Here is a 1,037-nt window from a genome sequence, read left to right as displayed (position 1 = left end):
AAAATAGCGGGCAAAATTTCACCGCGCGAGCCGTATATCGGAGCGCAGAAGAGCAGGGCGGTCTTACGGCTTGCGTTCCGCGCCCGCGCAAAAATTAGCTATAATTGCGTTTAAATTTAATTAAAGGAGAGATTATGGGGCTATTCGGTTTGGGCAAAAAAGCTGAAAAGGCGCAAATTCCAAGCACTTTTGCCGGCAGAGTGGATAAATTTTGGGCGGAATTTAGCGGCGCGATAGATGAGATCAAGGCCGATCTGGCGGCGGAAGAGTTTGAAAAGGCGATGCAAAAGACCGACGAGAAGCTTCGCATCTGCCTTGCCGAGCCCTATTTTATGACGGGGCTTGCAGGCGATAAGCTCGATCTGGTGCTAACTCCCGAGGGTATGAGGCACCGATTATTTTGGCTAAGCTTCATCAAAAACGCTATGCCAAAGCAGCTCGAGGGGAGAATGCTCTGCACGCTCGGCAAGCCGCGTGCGCCGCGAGGTATCGGCGGACTTGAGATGTACGGCACGCGCGTAAGCGCCGAGGAGTCGATGATCTACGCGCAGTTTAACGAAAGCGACGTGGATATTAAAATTTACAACGAAAACCTAGCGGCTCTGCTCGCGCAGGACGAGGGCAAGGCTTATAACCTTAGCTTTATCCTACTTGACAATATGGTCGGCGAGACGACGGTCATTAACACCTTGGGCATGCTTGAGGTGCTTGATAAGCCCGAAGAAAACGGCGTGCCGCTAAGCGAATTTGCCGATCTGATCGATGAGAAATTCGGCGAAAAAGCCGCGCGCGAACCGCTAAAGAATTTTTTCAGCTACGAGATGGAGCCGCGCGGAAGCGAGGTGCGCGAGGACGTGATCGTGGGCACCACCTGCCTAACGAGCATCGTAAATCAGTACCTAGACGGCGAACGCGACATCTACAACGAAGCCTTCGAGCTCGGTATCAAATTTTGCTTTCTTAGCATAGGTAACGGAGGCGACGTGCAGGCGGGCTTTGATCTGCGAAATAAAATCGAGGATGATGAGCTGGAGAAC

Annotated in this window: 1 protein-coding gene; it reads left to right on the top strand. The window is 52.1% G+C overall.

Annotation, left to right across the window (positions count from 1 at the left end; all coding sequences use genetic code 11):
- Positions 1-134 precede the first annotated feature (134 nt).
- The coding region (locus Q0256_RS02565; RefSeq protein ID WP_297959771.1) for a hypothetical protein at positions 135-1,037 on the top strand (903 nt) is incomplete at its 3' end.

Source organism: uncultured Campylobacter sp., assembly GCF_937949835.1.
Taxonomy (GTDB): Bacteria; Campylobacterota; Campylobacteria; order Campylobacterales; family Campylobacteraceae; genus Campylobacter_B.
This window is presented reverse-complemented; position numbering and strand designations above follow the sequence as displayed.